The organism is Micromonospora palythoicola, assembly GCF_036689795.1.
Classification (GTDB): domain Bacteria; phylum Actinomycetota; class Actinomycetes; order Mycobacteriales; family Micromonosporaceae; genus Micromonospora; species Micromonospora palythoicola.
Window position 1 is genome coordinate 91,793 of the sequence record NZ_JBAGKI010000012.1, and the last position, 21,650, is coordinate 113,442.

General features: G+C 72.2%; 19 protein-coding genes. 11 read left to right on the forward strand and 8 right to left on the reverse strand.

What is annotated here, in order from left to right:
* The first annotated feature begins 68 nt into the window (after nucleotides 1-68).
* Nucleotides 69-1,349 carry a cation:proton antiporter gene (locus V5O40_RS08075; protein WP_332904894.1) on the forward strand — a complete coding sequence of 427 codons (1,281 nt, stop codon included), beginning with the start codon at nucleotides 69-71 and terminating at the stop codon, nucleotides 1,347-1,349.
* Nucleotides 1,350-1,382: 33 nt separating this feature from the next.
* Here the strand turns inward: V5O40_RS08075 and V5O40_RS08080 are convergent, their stop codons facing one another.
* Complete coding sequence (locus tag V5O40_RS08080; RefSeq protein WP_332904911.1) at nucleotides 1,383-2,324, reverse strand: NAD(P)/FAD-dependent oxidoreductase; 942 nt, start codon at nucleotides 2,322-2,324, stop codon at nucleotides 1,383-1,385.
* Between the two features lie 185 nt (nucleotides 2,325-2,509).
* Here V5O40_RS08080 and V5O40_RS08085 point away from each other — a divergent pair, with 185 nt between their 5' ends.
* Nucleotides 2,510-3,907 (forward strand): glycoside hydrolase family 6 protein, encoded by a 1,398-nt coding sequence (locus V5O40_RS08085; RefSeq protein ID WP_332904895.1) that lies wholly within the window; start codon nucleotides 2,510-2,512, stop codon nucleotides 3,905-3,907.
* Nucleotides 3,908-4,075: 168 nt separating this feature from the next.
* The gene (locus V5O40_RS08090; protein WP_332904896.1) at nucleotides 4,076-4,663 is read left to right on the forward strand and encodes a general stress protein; all 588 of its coding nucleotides are present in this window, start codon (nucleotides 4,076-4,078) and stop codon (nucleotides 4,661-4,663) included.
* 51 nt (nucleotides 4,664-4,714) lie between these two features.
* Here V5O40_RS08090 and V5O40_RS08095 read toward each other — a convergent pair whose 3' ends face one another.
* Entirely contained in the window at nucleotides 4,715-5,236 is a 522-nt protein-coding gene (locus V5O40_RS08095; protein WP_332904897.1) for a GNAT family N-acetyltransferase, read from the reverse strand.
* Nucleotides 5,237-5,408: 172 nt separating this feature from the next.
* Here V5O40_RS08095 and V5O40_RS08100 point away from each other — a divergent pair, with 172 nt between their 5' ends.
* Nucleotides 5,409-5,903: a MarR family winged helix-turn-helix transcriptional regulator gene (locus V5O40_RS08100; RefSeq protein ID WP_332904898.1), complete on the forward strand. Its 495-nt coding sequence runs from the start codon at nucleotides 5,409-5,411 to the stop codon at nucleotides 5,901-5,903.
* A 10-nt stretch (nucleotides 5,904-5,913) separates the two neighbouring features.
* Nucleotides 5,914-6,900, forward strand: coding sequence for a pirin family protein (locus V5O40_RS08105; RefSeq protein ID WP_332904899.1), 987 nt, complete (start codon nucleotides 5,914-5,916; stop codon nucleotides 6,898-6,900).
* Nucleotides 6,901-6,949: 49 nt separating this feature from the next.
* Here V5O40_RS08105 and V5O40_RS08110 read toward each other — a convergent pair whose 3' ends face one another.
* Nucleotides 6,950-7,078, reverse strand: coding sequence for a hypothetical protein (locus V5O40_RS08110; protein ID WP_275409349.1), 129 nt, complete (start codon nucleotides 7,076-7,078; stop codon nucleotides 6,950-6,952).
* Between the two features lie 122 nt (nucleotides 7,079-7,200).
* Between V5O40_RS08110 and V5O40_RS08115 the strand changes: the two genes are divergently transcribed.
* Nucleotides 7,201-8,790 (forward strand): phospholipase D family protein, encoded by a 1,590-nt coding sequence (locus V5O40_RS08115; protein WP_332904912.1) that lies wholly within the window; start codon nucleotides 7,201-7,203, stop codon nucleotides 8,788-8,790.
* Here V5O40_RS08115 and V5O40_RS08120 read toward each other — a convergent pair.
* Entirely contained in the window at nucleotides 8,739-9,473 is a 735-nt protein-coding gene (locus tag V5O40_RS08120) for an acetoacetate decarboxylase family protein (RefSeq protein ID WP_332904900.1), read from the reverse strand. The two genes, V5O40_RS08115 and V5O40_RS08120, sit on opposite strands and share 52 nt — an antisense overlap.
* 391 nt (nucleotides 9,474-9,864) lie before the next feature.
* On the opposite strand from V5O40_RS08120, the gene V5O40_RS08125 reads away from it, so the two are divergent.
* On the forward strand, nucleotides 9,865-10,689 hold the full coding sequence (locus V5O40_RS08125; protein WP_269738900.1) for a SigB/SigF/SigG family RNA polymerase sigma factor: 825 nt from the start codon (nucleotides 9,865-9,867) through the stop codon (nucleotides 10,687-10,689).
* A 60-nt stretch (nucleotides 10,690-10,749) separates the two neighbouring features.
* Here V5O40_RS08125 and V5O40_RS08130 read toward each other — a convergent pair whose 3' ends face one another.
* Genes V5O40_RS08130 through V5O40_RS08140 form a run of 3 tightly spaced genes read right to left on the reverse strand, consistent with a single transcriptional unit; the run spans nucleotide 10,750 to nucleotide 13,527 of the window.
* Nucleotides 10,750-11,343, reverse strand: coding sequence for a GNAT family N-acetyltransferase (locus tag V5O40_RS08130; protein ID WP_332904901.1), 594 nt, complete (start codon nucleotides 11,341-11,343; stop codon nucleotides 10,750-10,752).
* Complete coding sequence (locus V5O40_RS08135) at nucleotides 11,340-12,863, reverse strand: APC family permease (protein ID WP_332904902.1); 1,524 nt, start codon at nucleotides 12,861-12,863, stop codon at nucleotides 11,340-11,342. The genes V5O40_RS08130 and V5O40_RS08135 overlap by 4 nt, the downstream gene beginning before the upstream one ends.
* Before the next feature lie 37 nt (nucleotides 12,864-12,900).
* The gene (locus V5O40_RS08140; RefSeq protein ID WP_269738903.1) at nucleotides 12,901-13,527 is read right to left on the reverse strand and encodes a GOLPH3/VPS74 family protein; all 627 of its coding nucleotides are present in this window, start codon (nucleotides 13,525-13,527) and stop codon (nucleotides 12,901-12,903) included.
* A 141-nt stretch (nucleotides 13,528-13,668) separates the two neighbouring features.
* On the opposite strand from V5O40_RS08140, the gene V5O40_RS08145 reads away from it, so the two are divergent.
* The 3 genes from V5O40_RS08145 (at nucleotide 13,669) to hrpB (ending at nucleotide 17,928) form a co-directional block, all read left to right on the forward strand.
* Nucleotides 13,669-14,511, forward strand: a complete 843-nt coding sequence (locus tag V5O40_RS08145) for a helix-turn-helix domain-containing protein (RefSeq protein ID WP_332904903.1) — start codon at nucleotides 13,669-13,671, stop codon at nucleotides 14,509-14,511.
* Between the two features lie 43 nt (nucleotides 14,512-14,554).
* Nucleotides 14,555-14,746: a DUF397 domain-containing protein gene (locus tag V5O40_RS08150; RefSeq protein ID WP_332904904.1), complete on the forward strand. Its 192-nt coding sequence runs from the start codon at nucleotides 14,555-14,557 to the stop codon at nucleotides 14,744-14,746.
* A 656-nt stretch (nucleotides 14,747-15,402) separates the two neighbouring features.
* The gene (hrpB, locus tag V5O40_RS08155; RefSeq protein ID WP_332904913.1) at nucleotides 15,403-17,928 is read left to right on the forward strand and encodes an ATP-dependent helicase HrpB; all 2,526 of its coding nucleotides are present in this window, start codon (nucleotides 15,403-15,405) and stop codon (nucleotides 17,926-17,928) included.
* Nucleotides 17,929-17,932: 4 nt separating this feature from the next.
* Here hrpB and V5O40_RS08160 read toward each other — a convergent pair whose 3' ends face one another.
* On the reverse strand, nucleotides 17,933-18,661 hold the full coding sequence (locus V5O40_RS08160; protein WP_269738906.1) for a PP2C family protein-serine/threonine phosphatase: 729 nt from the start codon (nucleotides 18,659-18,661) through the stop codon (nucleotides 17,933-17,935).
* A gap of 220 nt (nucleotides 18,662-18,881) precedes the next feature.
* Here V5O40_RS08160 and V5O40_RS08165 point away from each other — a divergent pair, with 220 nt between their 5' ends.
* On the forward strand, nucleotides 18,882-21,491 hold the full coding sequence (locus V5O40_RS08165; RefSeq protein WP_332904905.1) for a glycoside hydrolase family 9 protein: 2,610 nt from the start codon (nucleotides 18,882-18,884) through the stop codon (nucleotides 21,489-21,491).
* The last annotated feature ends 159 nt before the right edge of the window (nucleotides 21,492-21,650 follow it).

Here is a 21,650-nt window from a genome sequence, read left to right on the forward strand (position 1 = left end):
GGAACGTCAGCCGGGGCACGTTGTGCGCCACCTGTCCGCGTGCCGCGGGCGTGGCGAGAGGCGGTCCGGTGGAGACGATCGACGTTGCGTTCGCGGTGCTCGGTGTGGCGGCCCTGCTCGCCGGCATCCTGCCACGGCTGCTGGAGCGGCGTCCGCTGTCCATGCCGCTGGCGTTCCTCGGCCTCGGGATGCTGATCTACCTGCTGCCCACCGGTCTGCCCGTGCCGGATCCGCTCACGCATCGGGATATCGCCACCCATCTCACCGAGATCTGCGTGATCGTCGCGCTGATGGGTGCCGGTCTGAAGATCGACCGACCGTTGAGCTGGGCGCGTTGGTCGTCGACGTGGCGGCTGCTGGCCGTGGCCATGCCGCTGTGCATTGCCGCCGTCGCCCTGCTCGGCTGGTGGTGGGCGGGTCTGGTGCCGGCCAGCGCGTTGCTGCTCGCCGCGGCGCTGGCGCCCACCGATCCGGTGCTCGCCAGTGACGTCCAGGTCGGCGAGCCCAACGCTGATGAGGATGCCGAGGACGAGGTTCGGTTCGCGCTCACCTCGGAGGCCGGGCTGAACGACGGTCTGGCCTTCCCGTTCGTCTACGCGGCGATCGCGATCGCGGGCGCCGGTCTCGCCCCCGGTGACTGGCTGGTCCGCTGGATCACGCTCGACGTGCTCTACAAGCTCGCGGTCGGGCTGGCCGGTGGGCTCCTGATCGGGTGGCTGCTCGGCAAACTCTTCTTCCGGGCACCCAGCGAGCTGCGGCTGGCCCGGCACGCGGAGGGGTTCCTGGCGCTGGCCGCCACCTTCCTGGCGTACGGGCTGGCGGAGGTGGCCGGCGGCTACGGCTTCCTGGCGGTCTTCGTGGCCGCCCGCGCGATCCGGGCGGCGGAGCGCAACCACAAGTACCACGCGGTGCTGCACGACTTCGCCGAGCAGGTGGAACGGCTGCTCACGGTGCTGATGCTGCTGCTGCTGGGCGGCGCGGTGATCAGCGGGCTGCTGGCCGGTCTGACCTGGCCCGCCGCCCTTGTCGGTCTGGCCCTGGTGTTCGTGGTCCGACCGCTCGTCGGTTGGCTGGCGCTGCGCGGCGCTCCCGGTCGGCCCGCGGAGCACCTGGTGATCGCGGCCTTCGGCATCCGGGGCATCGGCTCGTTCTACTACCTGGCGTACGCCACCACCAAGGCGGACTTTCCTCAGGCGGAGCTGGTCTGGGCCACCGTCGCCCTGGTGGTGATCGTCTCGGTGGTGGTGCACGGGGTCGCGGCGACGCCGGTCATGCGGATGCTCGACGCGTCGGGCGAGCGCACCGCGACGGCGTCCCCGCCGGAGCGTTCCCCCGCCGTCGCCGCCTGAGCCGCCCGCCGGACGACGCGGGCAGCCGGGGCGTCAGGCCAGTCGGCGGGCCAGGGCGCGGCCGAGGTCGCGGCCGGAGCGCCAGGCGGTCTGCACCCGGGGTCTGCCGAACGCGTCCCCGGCCAGCCCGACGCCGTCGTCGTCGAGGTGGAAGCCGGTGTCCGGGCCACCGCCGTCGGCCGGCTTGGCGTACGTCCACCGGTGCACGTGCACGAACTCCGCCCGGTCGGGCAGGGCGAGCAGGTCGCGTACGGCCGCCTCGATCTGCGGCGCGGCCGCGGTGGGCTGGGCCAGGTGTCCGGCGGCGAACCCGTCGGTGGTGTGCGCGACCAGGACCGCGGCGCCGTCACCGCGCCGGTCGCCGTCGTCGCAGACCAGGCTGAGCAGTGGATGGTCGTTGACGAAGGCGCCACCGAAGTCGGTCCACCGCCGGCACGGAAAACGCAGCATCGCCGCCAGCGTCGGCGACCACCGCTGTCGTCCCACGGCGTCGGTGGCCGGGACGAGTGCCGGGTCGAGCAGCAGCGCGGCCTGCGGCCCGGGCATCGCCAGCACCACCGCCGCGCAGTCCTCGCCGTCCACCGTCGGTCCCGGTTCGACACTCAGCACCAGCCGGTTCACCACCACGGGCAGGTCCCGGGCGAGATGTTCCACGAGTGAGCGCAGCCCACGCGGCGCCGACCAGCGCACCGGTCCGGGCGCCGCGCGACGGCCACCGGCGTCGTACGCCACGAAGGTGTCGGTCCACTCGCGGGCCAGGCCGGCCGCCTGCCAGCCGCGTACCACCTCGGCGAACTCGGGGTCGCTCACGGTGAAGTAGGCGGCACCGAGGTCGGCGGGGCGGCCGTCGAAGCGCCGGCTGGCCATCCGACCGCCGGCCACCCGTCCCCGTTCCCGGATCTGCACCGGTACCCCGGCGTCGCGCAGTTCCCGGGCGCAGGCCACACCGGCGATGCCGGCACCGATCACCACCACTCCCGACGGTTCGCCACGCATCCCGTGATCGTAGGACGGTCGTCCGTGGTGGCTCGACGCCCGCCGGGACGGTAGTCGGTCGACTTGTTCCGGAAACTCTTCACAGGCCGGCAATAAGCCCGTACCTTGTCGGACATGTGGGAGCGCTTCCACGCACTTTCTTCGATGGGTACGAGGAGCAGACCATGAGAACCCGTAGCACGTTCGCTCTGGTCGGCGTCGTGGCGACGGCACTGACCGTGGCCGGTAGCGTCGGCGTGGGCGCGCTGCGCCCCGCGCCCGCCGCGGCCGCCGACTCCGCCTTCTACGTCGACCCGCAGACCAGCGCCGCCCGCTGGGTGGCGGCCAACCCGAACGACTCGAAAGCCGCCGTGATCCGGGACCGGATCGCCAGCGTGCCGCAACCCCGCTGGTACACCACCACCAACACCTCGACCGTACGCGCCGAGGTGGACTCCTTCGTCGGCGCCGCGGCCGCCGCCGGCAAGATCCCGATCCTGGTGGTCTACAACATCCCCAACCGCGACTGCAGCAACCACAGCGCGGGTGGGGCTCCCAACCACAGCGCCTACCGGCAGTGGGTGGACCAGGTCGCCGCCGGCCTCGGCGGGCGTCCGGCCAGCATCATCCTGGAGCCCGACGTGCTCCCCATCATGAGCAGCTGCATGAACGAGAGCCAGCAGGCCGAGGTGCGGGCCTCGATGGCGTACGCCGGCAAGGCGCTCAAGCGGGGCTCGTCCGCGGCCAAGGTCTACTTCGACATCGGCCACGGTGGCTGGCTCTCCGCCGGTGAGGCCGCCGCCCGGCTGAACGCCGCCGACGTCTCCAACAGCGCCGACGGCATCTCGGTGAACGTGTCGAACTACCGCCGTACGTCCGACGAGGTGTCGTACGCCAAGCAGATCATCGCGGCCACCGGCAACTCCCGGCTGAAGGCGGTCGTCGACACCAGCCGCAACGGCAACGGTCCGGCCGGCTCCGAGTGGTGCGACCCGCCGGGGCGGGCGATCGGCACCCCGAGCACCACCAACACCGGCGACTCCGCGATCGACGCGTTCCTCTGGGTGAAGTTGCCCGGCGAGGCGGACGGCTGCATCGCGGCGGCGGGTCAGTTCGTGCCGCAGCGGGCGTACGACCTGGCCATCGCCGCCGGTCCGGTGCCGACCACGGCTCCGCCGACCACCACCCCGCCCACCAGCACCCCGCCCACCTCCACCCCGCCGACGTTCACCCCGCCGACCACGATCCCGCCGACCACCAACCCGCCCGGCGGTGGCTGCTCGGTGACGTTCACCCCGAACACGTGGACCGGTGGCTTCACCGCCGAGATCCGGGTGACCAACCGTGGCGCGGCGCTGAACGGCTGGAACCTGACGTTCAACGTCGCCTCCGGGGTACGGCTGAGCAACGGCTGGAACGGCGAGTGGAGCCAGTCCGGCAACCAGATCACGGTCCGCAACGCCCCGTGGAACGGCAGCCTGCCCAGCGGCGGCACGCTCAGCGTCGGTCTCCAGGGCACCTACACCGGCAGCAGCCTGGCCGCGCCGAACGGTTACACGCTGAACGGCACCGCCTGCGCCTGATAGCCCGACCCGTCCCGTGGCCCCCGGTCCCGCCGCCCGTACGGCGGGGCCGGGGGCCGACCCTGTGCCCTGCGGGCAGCAGGTCCGGCGGGCCCGCGAGCCCGACGCCACCGGGGTGTTACCGCTGTGCCGACGCGGGGTAGGCGACCGGTGACGAAGGAGGAGACCATGACCACACAGTCGAACCCCTCGGCCTGGCAGCCGGGTGTGACCGGCGGCGGCACCCTCCCGTCGGGCCCCGGCGGCCGTCCCGCCGCACCCAGTGGCGACGGCCACGGGCCACCGACCGGCCCACCGACCGTGACGATCGGCGCGTTCGAGGACTATCCGAGCGCCCAGCGGGTGGTGGACCATCTCGCCGACAACCGGTTCCCGGTGGAACGCACCGCCATCGTCGGCACCGACCTGACCCTGGTGGAGACCGTGCTGGGTCGGCTCACCACCGCTCGCGCGGCACTTGTCGGCGCGGGTACGGGAGCCTGGTTCGGTCTGTTCATCGGCCTGCTGTTCGGCATCTTCACGGTCGGGAACTGGGTGGCGGTGATCCTCGCCGGCCTCGTCATCGGTGCGATCTGGGGCGCCGTCTTCGGTGCCGTCGCACACGCGATGACGGGTGGGCAGCGCGACTTCACCTCCGCCAGTTCACTGCGGGCCAACCGGTACGCGGTCACCGTGGAGGCCGACGTGGCCGACCAGGCCCGACACCTGCTCGGCCGGCTGAACCTGGGTGGACGCGCGCCGCAGACGGCGGGCTGACTCCGTCCGAAACCACCGACCGGGCGGTCCCGCTGTGGGTGGGCCGCCCGGTCAGTCGGTGGCGAGGCGAGCGTGCAGGTGCTCGTCGTAGCGGCGCCCGTCGCCGTAGCGGTGCGACTGCCGCAGGGTGCCCTCCGCCGCGAAGCCGGCCCGCTCGGCGACCCGGCAGGACGCGGGGTTGGCCACCGCGTGGCACAGCTCGATCCGCTCCAGCCCGAGGTCGGCGAAGGCCCACCCGCTGAGCCGCACGACCGCCGCCGTGGCAATCCCGCGACCACGGGCGGCCGCGACCGTCCAGTAACCGATCGAGGCGTCGCCGGCGTGGATGCGGTGCAGCGACACCGAACCGAGCAGGATTTCCGGGTCTGCCGGATCGGCCGCCGCCAGCGACACGTGACCCCCGCCCGACCAGTCGGCCCGCCACCGCAGCCAGCGCAGCGCGGCGTCGAGATCGAGCGGGTCGCCCTGCGGGTTCCACTGCGCGATCGCCGGATCTCGCCAGGCATCAAGAACGGCGGGTGCGTCCGCATCCCGCCAGGGACGCAGCAGCAGGCCGGGAGCGGTCAGTTCCACGGCGGCAGAGTCTCACACCACCCGCGCCGAGCGCGCACCGGATATCTCCCGGCGGCCCACCCAGCACACTCCTTCAAAGCTTCACCATCACCTCTGAGCTCTCCGATCTGCACCGCAGCTACCAAGAGGGCGACTCCTTGTTCAAATTTTGAATAAGTGCTACCTTGGCGGCGTGACCGAGAGCCTGGACCGCGACCGCCTGACCGCCTGGCGGACCTACATCGAGGCCAGCCAGCGGCTGTTCACCCGACTTGAGGACGACCTGCGTGCCGCCAGCGGGCTCAGCTTCGCCGACTACCACGTGCTGGTGCTGCTCTCCGAGGTTCCCGGCCACCGACTGCGGATGGGCGAGCTGGCCGACCGTCTGGTCTTCTCACCCAGCCGGCTGACCTATCAGGTCTCCTCCATGCAACGACGGGGTCTGGTGGCCCGCCAGCCCTGTCCGCGGGACGGGCGGGGCAGCGAGGCGGTGCTGACCGCCGCCGGGCTGCTGGCGCTGCGGGAGGCCGCGCCGCACCACCTGCGCTCCGTGCGTACCCACCTGATGGACGACCTCGACGACACCGAGGTCGCCGCCCTGACCAGGATCTTCACCCGACTCGGCCGACGACTGCGCCCGGCCGACGGCAGCGACGCCACCCTCGCCACCACCCCCGGCGACAACTGAAGGAGCCCCGATGCCCGCCATCACCGTCGACAACGTCCTCGTCCTGCCCCGGCTGCCCCGGCTCGACGAGTCCACCGCCTTCCGGCCGGTCCGCCGGCTCACCACCGCGCCCAGCGGCTTCGAGGGCGAGGGTTTCCCGGTGCGCAAGGCCTTCGCCGGGGTGCCGATGAGCGAGCTGGACCCCTTCATCATGCTCGACCAGATGGGCGAGGTGGACTACGCGCCCGGCGAGCCGAAGGGCACCTCCTGGCACCCGCACCGTGGCTTCGAGACCGTCACCTACATCATCGACGGCATCTTCGACCACCAGGACAGCCACGGTGGCGGCGGCACGATCACCAACGGCGACACCCAGTGGATGACCGCCGGCAGCGGCCTGCTGCACATCGAGGCCCCGCCGGAGCACCTGGTGGTCAGCGGTGGGCTGTTCCACGGCACCCAGCTGTGGGTCAACCTGCCCCGGGCGGCCAAGATGAGCCCACCGAAGTACCAGGACATCCGGGGCAACCAGGCCGCGTTGCTGACCACCCCCGACGGCGGGGCGCTGATCCGGGTGATCGCCGGTGAGATCGCCGGCCACCGGGGGCCCGGCTCCACGTACACCCCGATCACCGTCACCCACGTGACGGTGGAGCCGGGGGCACAGGTGGATCTGCCCTGGCGGCCGGACTTCAATGCCCTGGTCTACGTGCTCGGCGGGCGCGGCACGGTCGGCGCCAACGGACGTGGCGTCCGCACCGGACAACTGGCCGTGCACGGGCCGGGTGACGCGTTGCGGTTCAAGGCGAACGCCCGCCAGGACAGCCGCAACCAGACCTTCGACCTCTACATCATGGGCGGGCAGCCCATCCGGGAGCCGGTGGCGCACTACGGGCCGTTCGTGATGAACACCCGCGACGAGCTGATCCAGGCGTTCGAGGACTTCCAGGCCGGTCGGCTCGGCGTCGTCCCGGCCAAGCGGCTGCCACACACCGAGGGGCAGGGCGAGCGCCCCTGAGCGACCGTCGGACGCAGGGCGGCTCCGGTGTCGGGGCCGCCCGGCCGGCTCAGGAGACGGCGAAGATGCCGGCCAGGCCGAGCAGGACCATCACCAGTACGGTCAACAGCGCCCCCCGCTCGCCCTCCACCGCCTGCTCGCGGTGCTCGGTCGCGGAGTTCGTCGGCTCGCCGGACATGCTTCGGCTCCTCCCTGCTCGGGGTGCGGGTCGGTCGCCAACAGCCAGCAGCCCACCAGCGTGCGAGCCCGACCACGGGTTCGTATGGTGAGGACGTGAACGACCTCTCTGAGGGCGGGAGCGTGCCGCTACAGGACTGGTTCCTCACCGCACCGGAACGCGCCAACCCGGTCTCTGAGTTACCCGTCTGGACCAGTGGAAACCTCGCCGAGCCGCTGATTCACGGTGCCGCGTACTTCGACCGGCTGGTCACCGAGGTCGACGGGCTGGGCGCCGGCGACCACCTCTTCTTCGCCGACTGGCGGGGTGATCCGGACGAGCGGCTCCGCCCGGACGGGCCGACGATCTCCCAGTTGTTCGCCCGGGCCGCCCAGCGCGGCGTGGTGGTCAAGGGACTGATCTGGCGGTCGCACCTCGACGTGCTGTCCTACAGCCACCAGGAGAACCGCAATCTCAGCGAGGCGATATCGGCCGCCGGCGGCGAGGTGCTGCTCGACCAGCGGGTCCGGCGCGGTGGATCGCACCACCAGAAGCTGGTGGTGCTGCGCCGCCCGGCCGCCCCCGAGCAGGACATCGCCTTCGTCGGTGGCATCGACCTGTGCCACAGCCGACGCGACGACGACGCGCACCACGGTGACCCGCAGGCGGTACGGATGGCCGCCGCGTACGGTGACCGCCCGCCCTGGCACGACGTGCAGCTGGCGCTGCGCGGACCGGTGGTGGGCGCGCTGGACACCACGTTCCGCGAGCGGTGGACCGACCCGATGCCGCTGGACTCGGAGAATCCCCTCGCCTATCTGCGCGACCGGCTCCGCGGTGCGGACCTCACCGCGGGGCCGCTGCCGGACCAACCCGCCGATCCGCCGCCCTGCGGGCCGCACCACGTCCAGGTGCTGCGCACCTATCCGGCGGTCCGGCCCCGGTACGCGTTCGCCCCGGACGGCGAACGCACGGTGGCTCGCGGCTACACCAAGGCGGTACGCCGCGCCCGTCGGCTGATCTACCTGGAGGACCAGTACCTCTGGTCCGCCGAGGTGGCCGAGCTCTTCGCCGCGGCGTTGCGCGACAATCCCGAGCTGCACCTGGTCGCGGTGGTGCCACGCCATCCCGACGTGGACGGGCGGCTGGCCCTGCCACCGAACACGGTCGGTCGAGAGCAGGCGCTGGCCCTGTGCGAGCGGGCCGCGGCGGGACGGGTGCACGTCTTCGACGTGGAGAACCACGCCGGCACCCCGGTCTACGTGCACGCCAAGGTGTGCGTGGTGGACGACGTGTGGGCCTGCGCCGGCAGCGACAACTTCAACCGGCGGTCCTGGACGCACGACAGCGAACTGTCCTGCGCGGTGCTGGACGACACCGCGGACGAGCGCTCCCCGCACGATCCGGCGGGTCAGGGTGACGGGGCCCGGTTGTTCGCCCGGGAGTTGCGGCTACGCCTGCTCCGCGAGCACCTGGACCGCGATCCGGCCGGCGGCGACGACGCCGACCTGCTCGACCCGGACGACGCGGTCGCCGCGATCACCGCCGCCGCCGAGGCGTTGCAGCACTGGTACGACGGCGGCCAGGTGGGACCACGCCCACCCGGCCGGCTACGACCGCACCGGGCTCGGCGCCTGCCCTGGTGGACCCGGGCCTGGGCGCTGCCCGCGTACCGCCTGGTCTACGACCCCGACGGCAGGCCGCTGCGGGCCCGCCGGTCGGGCACCTGGTAGCCCGGCGTCATCTCGCCGAGGACCGTGAGCCCACCCGGGTACGCGAACGAGGAGCGCGGCGAGTAGTAGCCCCAGGCGATGGTGAGCGGGTTCTCCGGGCGCAACGCGTACACCGGGTGGTCCGGATCGAGAAACTCGACCGATTCGATCTCGAACGCGGTGGACGGTTCGGCGATCACCGGATAGATGCTGCTGACCAGTTGACCGTGCAACTCGGTCAGGTAGCGGTGGTGGCCGTTGTGCATGGCGTGTCCGGTGTCACCGACGCGAACCTGGGCTCGGATCACCGGCACGCCCTCGATGTCCGTCCCGGTGGCGATCGTGTCGCCCTGCTCGGTGATGGTGGTGCGACCGGGTACGGCCGGGGCACCCCGGGCCAGGGCGTAGTGGCGCACCCGCTCGCTCGAGGTGACGTAGTGGGTCCACCAACCACCCGGGGTCACCCCGTCCGGGGCGTCCATCCCGACGAGCGTGACGCCGAGATAGGTGAGCGAGTAGGAACCGAAGCCCGAGGTCTGGCTCTCGTCGTCCACCACGTACTGGTTCATGAAGACCTCACGGTCCGGGTGGGGCCGCAGCCCCGCGGGGACCAGCGCCGCCACCGCGTCCGGGTCCGCCGGCAGCCAACTGAAGTACAGCGTCCGGCTGTTCACGACGAGGTGGGGAACGGCAGGATCGAGCACGGCACCTCCGGATCAGGGATGTACCCCGCGACGCTAAGCCCGGTCCCGTTCACGGGACAACGACGGATTGATGACACTCCGCTTGCGATCTCGGCCGGCATCGTCCGTTCGACACCCCGACGTCCTCGTCCGGCCCGGCCACGAGGGTCGCCCGGGCATCCGCGAGTGGCCCGATCGGTCGATCTGGCCGCCGAATCACGGTCGTTAAACCCTCGTCGACGCACCGGTGTGGGGGATTTCGCGGCTTTCATGCCTTGAAATCACTTAAGTACATCGTCCGTTCGGCTAGATTTCCAGGAGACGATCGGGCTAAGGTGACTCCCGAACGTACTAGCAGAACCAACCAAAGCGTCACGTCTATATCCGCGGACGAGGTGCAGGGAGGACCACCATGACCGCGTCAACGATCACCGAATCGGCGACCACCCCGGCGACCCCGGCCCCGAAGCTCGACCCGCGGGCGCTCACCGACAGCGCCGCCGAGCTGCTGAACGCCATGGCCGCGCTGCCGGCCGGGCACCCGTCCCGAGCCGCGCTTCGCGACCGGGCGATCGAGGCCTGGTTGCCGCTGGCCAACCACCTCGCCCACCGCTACAGCGGGCGCGGCGAGCCCACCGACGATCTCGCGCAGACCGCCGCCGTCGGCCTCATCAAGGCCATCGACAAGTTCGACCCCTCCCGCGGGGTGGACTTCGCCGGATACGCGATCCCCACCATCATCGGCGAGCTGAAGCGGCACTTCCGCGACCGGACGTGGGACATCCGGGTGCCCCGCCGGCTGCAGGAGCTGCGGCTGGCCATCTCGGACGCCAACAGCTCCCTGCTGCAGTCCCTGGGCCGCTCCCCGACCGTGGCCGACATCGCCGCCCACCTCAAGCTCACCGAGGAAGAGGTGCTGGAGGGCCTGGAGGGCGCCCGCGCGTACAACGCGGTGTCGCTGTCCACCCCGACCGGTGACGGCGATCGCGCGACCGAGCTGGGCGACATGCTCGGCGGTGAGGACAGCGAGTTCGAGCTGGCCGAGCTGCGGGTGGCGCTGGGCCCGGCGCTGGCCACGCTCGACGAGCGCGAGCAGAAGATCCTGACGCTGCGGTTCTACGGCAACCTGACGCAGTCGCAGATCGCGGAGCAGATCGGCGTGTCGCAGATGCACGTGTCCCGGCTGCTGGCCCGGGCCCTGACGAAGCTGCGGGGGCAGCTCGACGGCACGTACTAGGAGGGGGTGGCGATGGTGGCCGGGTCCGTCGGACCCGGCCACCATCGTCTTCGCGCCACCTCAGCCGGCCACGGGCTCCCGCCACATCGGCCAGAACGGCGTGCCGTCGGGTAGCCGGAACGGCTCGGCGACCCGGTAGCCGTGCCGCGCGTACAGGTCGCGGCTGGTCTCGCTGCTGGCCTCCAGGTACGCCGGCATGCCGTTGGCATCCAGCCAGGTGTGATGGTGGCGCAGCAGTGCCGTGCCGACGCCCTGGCCCTGGCGGTCCGGACGCACCGCGAGCAGCGCCAGATGATGATGATCGGCGTGTGGATGGTTCGCCGCGAACAGCTCGTCCAGGTGCACGAAGTTCGGGGTCCACTCCCCGCACGCCAGGGCCAGCCGGGCGTCGTAGTCCTCCGGCGGCGGCAGTGGTTCGCCGACCGACGGCAACCAGACGGCCACCCCGGCGCGGTCCCCGGTGCCGAACACCAGTCCGTGCCGGGTGGCGTGCTCGACGATGATCTCGAAGTTCCCGGCCAGCACCGACTCCCGCTTGGCCTCGTCCGGCACCAGCCAGCGGGGCTGGTCCAGCACCATGAACGCCTCGGCTATCCGGGCCGCGACCCAGCGGGTGTCGTCCGCGCCGAGCCGCCCGATCTCCGGCCCGCTCATCGCCGCAGCTCCGCCCTGGGCACCGGCTCGGTGGCCGACGGGGGAACCACCACGGCCGCCGCGCTCTCCGCGCCCAGGCCGATCCGGGCGTACGTGTCGGGACGCCGCCGCCGCAGCGACAGGCCCCACAGTCCGCCCAGCAGCGCCGCCACCGGGTAGGCCAGCGGGATCGCCCAGCGCAGCGGGGAATCCGGCTCGACGCCGAGCAGGTTGGCGAAGTTCTGCACCGCCAGCACGATGATCGCGACGAGGGCGATCGCGGCGAGGCCGGGCGCGACCAGCCGCCGCCACAGCGTCTCCTGCTCACCACTGCGGGCGAAGTACGCGATGATCGCGACCGCGGTGGTCGCGATCAGCAGCAGCACGCCGAAGCCGCCGCTGGTGCCCAGCCAGAAGAACAGCTGCAGGACCGGGTCCCATCCGTTGACCGCGTACAGGATGATCACCAGCAGGCCCAGCACGCTCTGCGCGAGCGAGGCGGCCCGGGGTGCGCCGGTGGTCGGCGAGGTCCGCCCGAACACCGCCGGCAGCACCCGCTCCCGACCCAACGCGAAGGCGTAGCGCGCGGTGGTGTTGTGGAACGAGATCATGGCGGCCAGCACCGAGGTCAGGAAGAGTGCCTGCCCGATGGTCAGAACGGTGTCGCCCAGGTGCGCCCCGGCCAGGTTGAAGATCAGCTCGACGCTCTGGGTGCCCGCCTCCTCGACGATCCGGTCCGGCCCGACCGCCACCGTCATGCTCCACGAGGAGAGCGCGTAGACCACCGCGATGATCGCCACGGACAGGTAGGTGGCCATCGGCACCGTACGCTTCGGGTCCTTGCTCTCCTCGCTGAAGACCACCGCCGCCTCGAAGCCGACGAAACCGAGGATCGCCAGCACCAGCACCGCGCCGAGCCCGGGCACGAAGAAGTTCTCCGGCGAGAACGCGGCGAAGCTCACGCTGCCGCCGGCCGGGTTGCCCAGCTGGCCGAGATCGAACACCACGATGATGGCGATCTCGGCGCAGAGCAGCGCCGCCAGCACCATGCCGTTGATGTCCACCCGGAGCAGGCCGAGCATCGCCACCAGCGCCCACGCCACCAGCGCCACGATCCACCACTGTGGCGTGATCCCGAACAGCCGGTCCAGCACCGGTGCCGCCGCCGCGCCGATGGTTCCGTAGAGCCCGACCTGGAGGGCGTTGTAGGCGATCAGCGCCACCCAGGCGGTGCCCACACCGGCCGGACGTCCGAGCCCCCGGGCCACGTACGCGTAGAAGGCGCCGGCGTTGGCCATCCGCCGGGCCATCGCCACGTAGCCGACGGAGAAGACGGCGAGCACCACGGCCACCGCCAGGAAGGCCAGCGGAATGCCGAGCACGCCGATGACCCCGTAGCCGGTGGTGACCACGCCGGCGACCACGGTCAGCGGCGCCGCCGCGGAGAGGACGAAGAAGATCACTGAGGGAACGCCGAGCCGGCCACGGGCCAGCGCCTCGGAGACGTTGCTCGGTCGTTCGGTTGTCGCTGTCGAGGACATGTACCGCTCCGGTCTGAGGGGAAGGGGGTGTACCGGGTCAGGGGGCGCCGCGCAGCACCGCCGCACCAACGGCTGCCTCGGTGTGCGCCACGAGTTCCTTCAGCGGGTCCGGCAGGGCCGGGATGATCAGGTTGAGTCGGTGGTGTGCGCGCGGACCCGCGCTCCACAGCACCTCCCGGGTCAGGCCGGCGGCGGCGACCAGCCCGAGCAGCGTCGCGTCGGGAACGCTGGGCGGCTCGGCCCGCTCCAGCAGCGCCCGCAGCCGGGTGGCCGGCCAGGCCACGACGTTGAGATCGATCGGCTGGTAGGTGACGGTGGTCCGCAGCAGTCGGCGACTCTCCTGCCGGCGCAGCACGCCGGCCCGGGACAGCCGCTCCCCCACCGCGGTCACCGAGGTCTGGGCGAGAAAGCTGAGCCAGGTGCGCACCGACTGGTGCTGCGCCTCGCCGACCAGCTGGTCCAGCACCGTGTGGGCCAACGCGTCGGCCGGTGGCCGGCGGTCGATCACCGCGACCTGCCCCCCGGAGACGGTGATGTGTCCATAGAGGGTCAGTTCGCCGAGAAGCCCCCCGGCCAGCCCGAGACTGGTCGCCGCCGGGTGCAGCTTCGCCTTGCCCCGGGTGTCGTTGTGCGCGATCAGAAAGAACTCGTCGGCGGTGAGCACACGTCCTCCCGAGCCGGCCGTCCACAGTGATCGCTAACCGGGAAAGGATGCACCGAGCGCAACTGCAACGCAACTCCCGTTTTCGCCAGTTGCACTCCGTGGTGAAGCGACCTGCGCCTTTTCCCGTGACAGACTCGGAGGGTGACCGCGAGCCCCACCGTTCGACGCCGCCGTATCGCCCGGGAACTGCGCCAGTTGCGGGAACGCGCCGGCATGACCCTGGACGTCGCCGCCCGGCAACTGGACATGTCCAAGAGCAACCTGTCGCGCATCGAGAACGCGCAGATCGGCATCAAGCCGCGCGATGTCCGGGCCGCGCTCGCGCTGTACCAGGTCACCGGCAGCGACGCCGAGGCGCTCATCGAGATCGCCCGGGGTGCCCAGCAGCGCGGCTGGTGGCAGCACTACAGCGACGTGCTCCCGGAATGGTTCGAGTTCTACGTCGGACTGGAAGCCGAGGCCGCCACCCTGCGCACGTACGAGGCCGAGGCGGTGCCCGGCTTGTTGCAGACCGAGGCGTACGCCCGCGAGGTGTACCGGCTGACCGCCGGCGAGGAGGACCTCGATCGCAAGGTGGCCGCCCGGCTACGCCGGCAGGACGTGCTACGCGGCGACGATCCGGTGGAGCTGTCGGTGGTGTTGAACGAGGCGGTACTGCTACGCCCTGTCAGCGATCACACCGTCATGGCCGGCCAGATGACCCACCTGGAAACCCTCGCCCAACTACCCAACGTAACCCTTCAGGTACTTCCCTTCGACGCCGGCGGACATCCGGCGATGAACTCGCCGTACGTGCTCCTCACGTTCGCCGACGCGGCCGACGCGGCCGTTGTCTACCTGGAAAATCTCTCCACGGGCCTGGCACTGGAGGAGGTCGCGCAGGTGCGCTCGTATAGCCTTGTGCACGAGAGGCTGTGCAGTCTGGCACTCGATCCAGCGGCGTCTTTGATCCGCCTGAAGGAAGCTTCTCGTTACTTTATGTGACCGCTGCATCGCGGTCACTGTCGGTATCGACGGAGGGATCGCGATGACCGCGCTCGACCTGTCCCGGGCGGAGTGGCGCACCAGCACCCGCAGTGTGGGCAACGGCAACTGTGTCGAGGTGGCCACCGTGGACGGTGCGGTCGCGGTCCGGGACAGCAAGGACCGGCACGGCCCGGTGCTGACCTTTCCGCCGTCGGCCTGGCGCGCCTTCGTCGTCGGCGCCCCCACACGCTGACCCCACCCACCGCCGCCGGGCCGCCCAGCTGCCGACCCAACCCGCGCCACCCGCCCGGCGCCCGGCCCACCCGCCCAGCGCCCGGCCAAACCCGCGCAGCCCCGCCAACCCGCGCCGCGCGCAGCCCCGCCGCACCGCACCACACCGCGCCGACCGCCAGATCCGGGGGTGGCGCGTGCGGGAGGCGGGGCGAACCAGCAGGCGGCTGCGTGCCTGGGCGAAACAGCTGGAGCAACCCGCCGTCACCCTTGGTCACCGGATCACTGCATCCCCCGGGTCACCGTCCGCAATCGCGCCACTCACCCACCCATGTCTCGCCTCGGGCCCTTTGCTCTGCTTCAACCGACGCAACCCCCGACCGACCTGCCGCGATGCCGGGAGCTGGCCAACCAAAACAGCGAGACAATACTCACGCAAAGTAGTCGTTGCGTGGGTTGAAGCAGAGCAAAGGGGCGAAGGAGGTTGGGTCGGGCTCCGAAACGCGGCCACGGAATGTGACGGGCATGCGTAGCTCGACGGACACGCGTGGCTCGACGGACGCATACGCGAGCGCCCCGGGCAGTCGAGGTATCGACACGGACGACGCCGAGGCAGCCCCGAGGAAGACGCCGGGGCAGCCCCCGAGGACCCGGACGTCGGCGGTGCGAGACTGGGCCGTGCTCTCCGACGTGTCCATCGACCTGCCGGTCCGGCCGGTGTTGCCGGCGCTGGTGGCGGCGCTGGGCTCGGCCGGCAGCGCGGTCCTGGTCGCCCCGCCGGGCACCGGCAAGACCACCCTCGCCCCACTCGCCGTGGCCGACGCGGTGGCCGGGCGGGTGATCGTCGCCCAGCCCCGCCGGGTGGCCGCTCGTGCCGCCGCCCGGCGGATGGCGGCCCTGCTCGGCGAGCCGGTCGGTGGTCGGGTCGGCTACGCGGTCCGGGGTGAGCGACGGGCCGGACCGCATACCCGGATCGAGGTGGTCACCACCGGGCTGCTGGTCCGCCGGTTGCACCACGACCCGGAGTTGGCCGGTGTCGACGCGGTGCTGCTCGACGAGATCCACGAACGTCAGCTCGACGCCGACCTGGCGCTCGCCTTCAGCGTCGAGTCCCGGGCCACCCTGCGGCCGGAGCTGTGGCTGCTGGCCATGTCGGCGACCCCGGAGGCGGACCGCTTCGCCGCCCTGCTCGGTGGCCCGGTGCCCGCACCGGTGGTTCGGGCCTCGTCGGCACTGCATCCGGTGGCCCGCGTCTGGGCGCCACCGCCACGGCCCGTGGCCCCGTCCGGCGCCGGCCCGGTGGACCGGGCACTGCTCGACCACGTCGCCGCCACCGTCCGGCGGGCCCTGCGCGAGCAGGAGGGCGACCTGCTGGTCTTCCTGCCCGGCGTGGGTGAGATCGCCGCCGTCGCCGGCCGGCTCGCCGAACTCGGCGACCGAGTCGACGTGCTGCGCCTGCACGGTCGGCAGAGCGGCGCCGAGCAGGACGCCGCCCTGCGGGCGGGACAGCGGCGGCGGGTGGTGCTGGCCACGGCGGTCGCGGAGAGCAGTCTCACCGTGCCGGGCGTGCGGACGGTGGTGGACGCGGGACTGTCCCGGGTGGCTCGGCTGGACCTGGCCCGAAGGCTGGGTGCCCTGGTCACCGTGCCGGTGTCCCGCGCGGCGGCGACCCAACGCGCCGGCCGGGCCGGTCGGGAGGCGCCCGGCCAGGTCTACCGCTGCTGGTCGCCCGGGGCGCACGAGCGGTTGCCCGCACAGCCGGAACCGGAGATCGCCACCGCCGACCTGACCGGGTTCGCCCTCGAACTCGCCGCCTGGGGCGCCCCCGGCGGGACCGGGCTCGCGCTGCCCGACCCGCCTCCGTCGGCGGCGATGACGGTGGCGTCCGAGACCCTGACCGCCCTCGGTGCGATCGACGCGAACGGCCGGATCACCGAGCGGGGCCGGGCCGTCGTCGCGGTCGGCGCGCATCCCCGGCTGGCCCGGGCACTGCTCGACGGGGCCGACCGGGTCGGCGCCGATCGTGCGGCGCAGGTGGTGGCCCTGCTCAGCGAGCCGACCGTGGCCGGTCCCGGCGACGATCTCGGCGCCGCCTGGCGTCGGTTGCGCGCCGGCACCGACCCGGCCGCCACTGCCCGCTGGCGTGCGGAGGTACGCCGGCTGCGCGCCGCCCTTCCAACGAACCCGTCCGGCAGATCGCAGCGGCCAGACCAGCCGGGGTGGTTGCCCGACGAACTGGCCGCCGGGTTGCTGGTCGGGTTGGCGTACCCGGAACGGTTGGCCCGGGTGCGGCGGCCGGGCGGTTCGGCGTACCTGATGAGTGGCGGGACCGCGGCGGAACTGGCGCCCGGGTCGGGGCTGGCGGGCGTCGACTGGTTGGCCGTCGCGGTGGCCGACCGCGCTCCCGGCGCGGCGTCCGCCCGGGTCCGGCTGGCCGCCGTCCTCGACGAGGGGACCGCCCGCGCGGCGGCCGGCTCGCTGCTGCGTCGCGAGCGGGAGGTCGCCTGGTCGGACGGGGACGTGGTGGCCAGGGAGGTGCTCAGGCTGGGTGCCATCGGGCTGGTCGACCGTCCCCTGGCCCGGCCCGACCCGGACGAGATCGCCGCCGCGTTGCTGACCGGCCTGCACGACACCGGGCTCGACCTGCTGACCTGGACCCCGGCGGCCAGGGCGCTACGTGAGCGGCTGGCGTTCTGCCGGTACGCGTTCGGCGACGACTGGCCCGACGTCTCCGACGAGGCGCTGCTGGCCGGCGCGCCGCGCTGGCTCGGGCCGGAGCTGGCCGGTGCCCGGCGGCGGGCCGATCTGGCCCGCGTCGACGTGGTCGGTGCGCTACGCCGGCTGCTGCCCTGGTCGTTGGCGGGACGGCTGGACGACCTGGCGCCGGAGCGGATCGCGGTGCCCAGCGGTTCGCGGATCCGGGTCGACTACGCCGACCCGGCCGCGCCGGTTCTCGCGGTCCGGCTCCAGGAGACCTTCGGTTGGGCCGAGGCACCCCGGGTCGGTGGCGGGCGGGTGCCGGTGCTGCTGCACCTGCTCTCCCCCGCCGGCCGGCCGGTGGCGGTCACCGCCGACCTGGCCTCCTTCTGGCGCTCCGGCTACCGCCAGGTCCGCGCCGAGCTGCGCGGACGCTACCCGCGCCACCCCTGGCCGGAGGATCCGACCACGGCCACGCCGGCCCGGCGGGCCGGACGGCGCTCCTGAGTGCTCACGGCTCGTCGACCACGTCGGCGATGACGACGGTGATGTTGTCCGGTCCACCAGCCTGCAACGCCAGGTCGATGAGGCCGCGGGCGCAGGCCTCCCGCTCCCGCTGGCCGGCCAGCACCTCGGCCAGGGTGTCGGCCCGTACCACGTTCGACAGCCCGTCGCTGCACAGCAGCCAGCGGTCGCCGGCCCGGGGCACCATCGTCGCGTACGTCGGGGAGACCTCGTCGCCCTGCAACGCCTGGGTCACCACGGCGCGCCGAGGGTGGCTGCCGGCCTGGTCCGGGGTGATCAGGCCCTGGTCGACGAGCATCTGCACGAAGGTGTCGTCCCGGGTGATCTGCTTGAGCACACCGTCGCGGAACAGGTACGCCCGGGAGTCGCCCACGTGGGCCAGTGCCAGGCAGCTGCCGGTACGCGCGAACAGCAGCGCGGTCAGCGTGGTGCCCATGCCCTGCCGCTGGGGATCCTCGGCGACCGCCTGACGGATCCGCTCGGTGGCCAGCTTGATGCCGTTCTGCAACGCGGCGACCAGCACGTCCTCCGGCGTCTCCAGGTCCAGCGGGGCGATCGCCCCGACGGCGATGGCGCTGGCCAGGTCCCCGGCGGCCATGCCGCCCATGCCGTCGGCGACGGCGACCAGCCAGGTGCCGGAGTGCAACGCGTCCTGGTTTCCGCTGCGGATCAGCCCACGGTCGCTCGCCCCGGCGGAACGCAGCTTCAGGGTCATGGCACGCAGCCTGCCAGGAGTAGGGCTCGGTTGTCTCTAGGAGATCAGGACCGCCCGGCGTGGCGCGGTGAATCTCACTGACGGTGAACGTGAATTCTCATCGGATGCGATCGATTGACATGTCCTGCCTGTCCTGGAAACATGCCCGATACCTGGGAGCGCTCCCAGCTCTCACCCCCACCTCGCCTGTTCCGTCCCGCTCGCCGGAAGGACTTCCCCCGTGACGCCATCCCGACGTCGTCTCGCGGTACTCGCCGCGGCGACCGCCGTGGTGCTGGTCGGCGTTAGCGCCGGCACCGCTTTCGCCGATCCACCCGCTGACGCACCCGAACAGATCCGCAACGGCGACTTCAGCGACGGCTCGTCGCCCTGGTTCTCCTACGGCACCAACACGCTCGGGGTGGTCGACGGCCAGCTCTGCGCCACCGTGGCCGGTGGCCTGGCCAACCCCTGGGACGCCGGCATCGGCCACGACGCGCTGCCGCTGATCGCCGGCGCCGAGTACACCCTCGGCTTCGACGTCACCTCCACCCCCGGTGGCCCGGTGGCCGCGGTGCTGCAACTCGGCAGCGAGCCCTACACCGGCTACTACTCGGTCACCGCCGCCGCGACCCCGACCCAGCAGCGGGTCGAGCGCACCTTCGTCGCCCCGAACGACGACAGCCGCGCGCAGCTGATCTTCCAGATCGGCGGCAGTGCCGAGCCGCGGACCGTCTGCCTGGACAACGTCTCGCTGCGCGGCGGCAACCCGCCCGAGCCGTACGTGCCGGACACCGGCCCCCGGGTCCGGGTGAACCAGGTCGGTTACCTGCCGGGCGGACCGAAGAACGCCACGGTGGTGACCGACGCCACCGAGGCGCTGCCCTGGGAGCTGCACTCCGCGTCCGGGGCCGTGCTGGCCAGCGGCACCACCACGCCGCGCGGGGTCGACGAGGCGTCGGCGCAGAACGTGCACTCGGTGGACTTCTCGTCGTACCGCACCCCGGGTCAGGGGCTGACGCTGGCGGTGGACGGCGAGGTCAGCCACCCGTTCGACATCTCCGGCACGCTCTACGACCAGTTGCGGTCGGACGCCCTGCAGTTCTTCTACATCCAGCGCAGCGGTATCGAGATCGACGGTGACCTGGTCGGCGAGGAGTACGCCCGGCCCGCCGGTCACCTCGGCGTCGCGCCGAACCAGGGCGACACCGACGTGCCCTGCGTCGCCAACTCCTGCGACTACCGGCTCGACGTGCGCGGCGGCTGGTACGACGCGGGCGACCACGGCAAGTACGTGGTCAACGGCGGTATCGCCACCTACCAGCTGCTGAGCGCCTTCGAGCGGACCAAGAACGCCGCCACGGCCGGATTCGGCGCCGACCTCGGCGACGGGACGCTGCGGCTGCCCGAGCGGGACAACGGGGTGCCGGACATCCTCGACGAGGCCCGCTGGGAGCTGGAGTTCCTGCTGCGGATGCAGGTACCGGCCGGTAAGCCGCTGGCCGGGATGGCCCACCACAAGATCCACGACCGGAACTGGACCGGCCTGCCGATGCAGCCCGAGGACGACCCGGAGCCGCGTGAGCTGCACCCGCCGTCCACCGCTGCCACGCTGAACCTGGCCGCCGTCGCCGCTCAGTGCGCCCGGCTGTTCGCCCCGTACGACAAGGAGTTCGCGCAGCGCTGCGGCAGCGCGGCGAAGACCGCGTACGCGGCGGCCAAGGCCAACCCGGCCCGGTACGCTCCGGCGACCGGCAACGGCGGTGGCCCGTACGACGACACCAACGTCACCGACGAGTTCTACTGGGCGGCCGCCGAGCTGTACCTGACCACCGGCGAGCGCACCTACCTGACCGACCTGACCGCCTCGCCGCACCACACCGGCGACGTCTTCGACGCCCGTGGCTTCGGCTGGCAGAGCGTGGCCGCGCTGGGCCGCCTCGACCTCGCCACCGTGCCGAACGGGCTGCCGGCCGCCGAGCGGACCCGGATCCGCGAGTCGGTCATCGCCGCCGCCGACAACTACCTCGCCGAGATCCGTCGGCAGGCGTACGGGCTGCCCATGCCGGGCGACCCGAACAGCTACTTCTGGGGCGGCAACGGCGCCATCATCAACAACGCGGTCGTGCTGGCCACGGCGTTCGACCTGACCGGAGCGGCGAAGTACCGCGACGGCGCGGTGCAGACGATGGACTACATCCTCGGCCGCAACGCGCTGAACATCTCGTACGTCACCGGGTGGGGCGAGCACGCGGCGGAGAACCAGCACAGCCGGATCTTCGGCTTCCAGCTCGACCCGAGCATGCCGAAGCCGCCGGCCGGTTCCATCGCCGGTGGTCCGAACGCCGCGCTCCAGGACCCGTTCGTGGAGCAGCTGCTCGAGGGCTGCGCGCCGATGTTCTGCTACGTCGACGACATCGCCTCGTACTCCACCAACGAGGTGGCGATCAACTGGAACTCGGCGCTGGCCTGGATCTCCTCGTTCCTGGCCGACCAGGGCGATTCCGCCGCCGTGCCGGCGCCCACCTGCACGGTGTCGTACACCAACTACGGCTCGTGGCAGGGCGGCACCGGCTTCACCGCCCAGGTGAACATCCGTAACACCGGCACCGCCGCGGTGAACGGCTGGACCGCCCGGTTCGCCTTCACCGGCGACGCCAAGGTGCGCGACGCGTGGATGGCCAAGGTGACGCAGTCCGGGGCCACGGTGACCGCGAAGAGCGAGTCGTACAACTCGCGGATCAACCCGGGTGCCTCGGTGATGTTCGGATTCAACGCCACCACCGGCGGCGGCGCGAACCCGTCGCCCAACCTGGTCACGGTCAACGGCGCGCCCTGCACCGTGTCCTGATCCCCGGGTGGGGTGCCGTCGGCGACCGGCGCCCCACCCGGCCCCCGTCCCGCCCGCAGTGATCAAGAAGTTCTGGTGCGGGCTCCAGACGAGTCCGGCCCCGAACATCTTGGTCGTCGGGCACCGGGGGCGGGGTCGGGGTGGGGGGGCAGGTTCGGG